Origin of the sequence: Bradyrhizobium hipponense, assembly GCF_008123965.1 — a bacterium.
Lineage (GTDB): Bacteria > Pseudomonadota > Alphaproteobacteria > Rhizobiales > Xanthobacteraceae > Bradyrhizobium > Bradyrhizobium hipponense.
This window is the reverse complement of record NZ_VSTH01000283.1, coordinates 1-3948: the sequence shown is the minus strand read 5'-3', so window position 1 is coordinate 3948 and position 3948 is coordinate 1. Positions and strand designations below refer to the sequence as shown.

General features: G+C 64.3%; 3 protein-coding genes and 1 riboswitch. Of the genes, 1 reads left to right on the top strand and 2 read right to left on the bottom strand.

All coding sequences use genetic code 11. The features are described from left to right. Nucleotides 1-32 precede the first annotated feature (32 nt). Together FXV83_RS41920 and FXV83_RS41915 are read right to left on the bottom strand one after the other, a co-directional pair. The gene (locus tag FXV83_RS41920; protein ID WP_148745839.1) at nucleotides 33-1085 is read right to left on the bottom strand and encodes a hypothetical protein; all 1053 of its coding nucleotides are present in this window, start codon (nucleotides 1083-1085) and stop codon (nucleotides 33-35) included. A 276-nt stretch (nucleotides 1086-1361) separates the two neighbouring features. Continuing rightward, the gene (locus tag FXV83_RS41915) at nucleotides 1362-2468 is read right to left on the bottom strand and encodes a 2'-deoxycytidine 5'-triphosphate deaminase (protein ID WP_148745838.1); all 1107 of its coding nucleotides are present in this window, start codon (nucleotides 2466-2468) and stop codon (nucleotides 1362-1364) included. A 107-nt stretch (nucleotides 2469-2575) separates the two neighbouring features. Beyond that, a riboswitch (SAM riboswitch) is annotated at nucleotides 2576-2655 on the top strand. Between the two features lie 74 nt (nucleotides 2656-2729). On the opposite strand from FXV83_RS41915, the gene FXV83_RS41910 reads away from it, so the two are divergent. Further along, a complete protein-coding gene (locus FXV83_RS41910) occupies nucleotides 2730-3926 on the top strand; it encodes an O-succinylhomoserine sulfhydrylase (protein WP_148745837.1) in 1197 nt (398 codons plus the stop codon). Nucleotides 3927-3948: the final 22 nt, after the last annotated feature.

The window sequence follows — 3948 nt, the reverse complement described above, 5'->3', positions numbered from 1 at the left end:
AAGCGGGAGAGGGAGCCCAGCGACACCTTTGCCTACCCGATCGTCCAGACCAGCGGCGGACGGCCGCCCGCAGCTGGGCGCATGTGCACGCCGATCTGCCGGCCGCAGCCGGCAGCGAGACCTTCAAACAGCCCTTCCAGCACTTTGCTACACGCGTGGTGATAGTCCGCGACGTCGTGCATCAGTCTCCAGCTCTGCTGGCGGACTTCGAGAGCGCCTTCGGATTGTGTCGTCGCGGCCGCATCATCCTGCGCGGCGAACAGCGCGTCGAGGAAGGCTGCGAACTCGGGCGCGCCGCCACGGCTCATCGCCAGTGCGGCGGCGACGTTGTCAAAATATTGCATCCCGATCAGCTTGCCGGTGAGGTGCAGCAGATAGCCCGCGTCTTCCGGCCCGAACAGCTGCACCATCACGGGCGCGGCGGTGCGCACATATTCCATCGCGTAGTTGCGATAGGCTTTTTCGAGCCGCGGTTTCGGCCAGCTCGATACCGGCAAGGCCGGTGCGGCCTTCGCGTCGAACAGCGGCGCTTCGAGATGCCGCGCGAACACCAGGCGCTGGTCGAGCTCGAGCGGGTGGTCGTACTGATGATAGTAGCCTTCGAGCCCGTCCTGGCCGTCGACGCTCTGCTTGGTGCAGACGAAGCCGAGCCTGATGTCGCCGAGCGCGACGCCATTGTTGGCGTGCCAGCCGCGCAGCATCGCGCGTGAGACTTCACCCGGCACGCCGCAGATCGCGGAGCCCTTCCAGATCCAGCGCGGCGGCGGATAGCGGATCCAGGCCTTGGTGTCGCTCTCGTACATGTATTCAACATGCACGCCGCCGATCCAGTTGGAGAGATAATGATATTGCGCGGCGGCGACCGCTGGCGGCAGATGGCTGAGCCCGAGCTTTTCGAGGCCCGGCAGGAAGCGCTCCTGCTGCTGGCGGCGGAACACGCGGAAGACGAACTCGGCAGCATCCGCCGTGCCCCGCCGCGTGACCACGGTGAGGATGAGGCCGGTGAAATAGGCATGATAGAGATCGGCGACCGCGCGCCAGCGTTTCCATTGGGCTTGCTGCGCGGCGTCCAAAGCGGCGGTCATGTTCGCTCCCGGCTTGTTGTTTTGCCGGAGTGTGTCATCGCGGATGGAGCGACGCAATCGGAGGCGAATTCAGCGGTAGCCCGGATGGAGCGAAGAGGCTGGGCAAGTATTCGGTGCAGCCGCCGGCTCGTAGAACGTAGTTCTCTTATGTGACACTCACAGTCACCGCGATGAAATTTTCTACGTGCCAGCGCCTACGGCAACGAATGTATTTCTACTCTGCTCGAAGCTGATTGAATATTTGCCCAGCCTGGAAGTGCAATCCGGGCTACGGAATTACACCCGAAAATGCTTGCTCAGCTTCAGCCCCTGCGCCTGGTAGTTCGAGCCGATGCGCTGGCCGTACATGGCGTCGGGGCGCGCCAGCATCTTCTCGTAGACGAGACGGCCGACGATCTGGCCGTGCTCGAGGATGAAGGGCACTTCGCGCGAGCGCACTTCGAGCACGGCGCGCGATCCCAGACCGCCGGCGCCGGCGTAACCGAAGCCGGGATCGAAGAAGCCGGCATAGTGCACGCGGAATTCGCCGACGAGCGGATCGAACGGCACCATCTCCGCGGCGTAGTCGGGCGGCACCTGCACGGCTTCTTTCGAAGCGAGGATATAGAACTCACCGGGATCGAGGATGAGACTGCCGTCAGGACGCGCCGAGATCGGCTCCCAGAACTCCCCGATGGCATAGCCGGAGCGGCGATCGACATCGACCACGCCGGTGTGGCGCTTGGCGCGGTAGCCGACGAAACCAGAACCCTTCTCGCCGGACAGATCGACGGAGACGGCGACGCCGCCGGAGAGATCGGCATCGTCGATGTCGACGAGGCGCTCGGCCGCATGCAGCGCGTCGAGCTCGTCGGCATTGAGGATGGCGTCACCGGTGCGGAAGCGCACCTGCGAGAGCCGCGAGCCCTCGCGCACCAGCACCGGAAACGTCTTCGGGCTGATCTCGGCATAGAGCGGGCCGTGATAGCCGGCGCCGATCATGTCGAAGCGGCGGGTACCGTCGGCGATCACGCGGGTGAAGACGTCGAGCCGGCCGGTCGAGCTCTTCGGGTTCGCAGCCGCGACGATCTCCGGCGGCAGCGCGAGGCTTTCGAGCAGCGGCACGATGTAGACGCAGTTGGTCTCCAGCACCGCGCCGTCGGCGAGGCTGAACTCGTGCAGCTTCAATTCGTCGATGCGCTCGGCGACGGTGGCGCCGGGGCCGGGCAGAAAGCTCGCACGCACACGATAGGCGATGTCGCCGAGGCGAAGGTCGAGGCTCGCCGGCTGGATCTGGCTTTCGACGAAATCGTAGGCGGGCAGGATGAGGCCGCCCTCAGCCATCGCCGCGATCATGCGGTCGGGCAGGATGCCATTGGCGTCGGCAGCGACCGTAAACGTCAAACGGTGGTCCTCTTCGGGGTCAACATATCCGAAAACGCGGCAAAACGAGCCCTTTACGGCTATCCGATGGATGCCTTGACGAAAAGGGCATTGCAGAATATGAGCATGACTTATCCCGTGGTGATTTGAGCCGGCCGGCTTGCAGCCACGTTAAATAAATCGCTAAACAGGCCGGGGACCTCTGTGATCCCGGCCAGTGGAGATATCCAGGCCGGTTTTTTTGTGACCATTTTTCAGGAATGGTCACGTTGGAGAGGTCCTATGTCGAAGTCCCCGGCGTCCACCGCACACTACCGTCCCGAAACCCGTCTGGTCCATTCCGGCACCTTGCGCTCGCAATATGGCGAGACGTCCGAGGCGCTGTTCCTGACGCAGGGCTATGTCTACAACAGCGCCGAGGAATGCGAGGCGCGGTTCAAGGGCGAGGATCCCGGCTTCATCTACTCTCGCTATTCCAATCCGACGATTGCGATGTTCGAGCGCCGCATGATCGAGCTCGAAGGCGCCGAAGCCGCCCGCTCGGCCGCGACCGGCATGGCCGCGGTGACGACCGCGATCCTGGCGCCGCTGAAAGCCGGCGATCATGTGGTGGCCTCGCGCGCGCTGTTCGGCTCGTGCCTCTATGTCGTGCAGGACCTCCTGCCGCGCTATGGCATCGAGACCACGCTGGTCGATGGCCTCGATCTCGACCAGTGGCAACGCGCGGTGAAGCCGAATACGAAAACGTTCTTCCTGGAGAGCCCGACCAATCCGACCCTCGACGTGCTCGACATTCCCGGAATCGCCGAGATCGCGCACAAGGGCGGCGCGCGGCTGATCGTCGACAACGTGTTTGCGACACCGATCTGGCAGAGCCCGCTCGCACTCGGTGCGGACGTCGTTGTCTATTCCGCAACCAAGCACATCGACGGCCAGGGCCGCTGCCTCGGCGGCATAATCCTGTCGTCGGAAGCCTTCATCGCCGAGCACATCCACAATTTCATGCGCCAGACCGGTCCGTCGATCTCGCCGTTCAACGCCTGGGTCCTGCTCAAGGGCCTGGAGACGCTGGGCGTGCGCGTGCGTGCGCAGACCGAGACGGCGGCCCGCATCGCCGACGTGCTGGCCAGCCACCCGAAGATTTCACGGCTGGTGTTCCCCGGCCGCGCCGATCATCCGCAGGCGGCGCTGGTGAAGAAGCAGATGCGCGGCGGCTCGACGCTGGTCGGCTTCGAGGTCAAGGGCGGCAAGCAGGGAGCGTTCCGCGTGCTCAACGAGCTCAAGCTTGCGAAGATCTCCAACAATCTCGGCGACGCCAAGAGCCTGGTGACGCATCCGGCGACAACGACGCATCAGCGCCTGAAACCGGAAGACCGCGCCGCGCTCGGCATCAGCGAAGGCTTCATCCGCTTCTCCGCGGGGCTCGAGCATGCGGATGATCTGATCGAGGATCTCACCGCAGCGCTGGAGAAGGCCTGAAGCTCTTACCCTCCCCTGGAGG